The 383-nt window shown below is 68.4% G+C and carries 1 protein-coding gene; it reads right to left on the bottom strand.

Annotation, left to right across the window (positions count from 1 at the left end):
* Positions 1-370, bottom strand: a 370-nt coding sequence (locus GVL03_RS21820; protein WP_235038310.1) for a condensation domain-containing protein, incomplete at its 3' end; no start/stop codon positions are given.
* Positions 371-383 lie beyond the last annotated feature (13 nt).

Genomic DNA, 383 nt, shown 5'->3' with positions numbered 1-383 from the left:
CGGGAAGCAGATCCAGACCGCTCACCCGCTCGTCCGGGAACGACGCGATCGCCTCCAACACACGCCGGAACACCCCCACAAACCGGGCCACCGTCGCCGGATCGAACAAATCCGTGGCATAGGAGAGCGTCCCCGACATGCCGTCGGTGGTGTCGGTGAGGTAGAGGTCGAGGTCGGTCTTGACCGCCCCGAGCGGGGCCAGCTCCGTCGTCGCAGTCGCCTGACCGAGCCAGAGAGGCTCGTCGTTACCGTGGGACTGGTGGGTGAGCATGATCTGGAACAGCGGGTTCCGGCCCGCCGCACGGTCCGCGCCGACCGCGGAAGAGATGTGCGCGAAGGGGGCGACCTGATGGGCGAACCCGTCCAGCACCGTCCGTCGCACC

The sequence above is a fragment of the Microbacterium sp. 18062 genome (assembly GCF_902706225.1).
Taxonomy (GTDB): domain Bacteria; phylum Actinomycetota; class Actinomycetes; order Actinomycetales; family Microbacteriaceae; genus Microbacterium.
The sequence above is the reverse complement of the archived record's forward strand: the minus strand, read 5'-3'. Positions and strand labels throughout refer to the sequence as shown.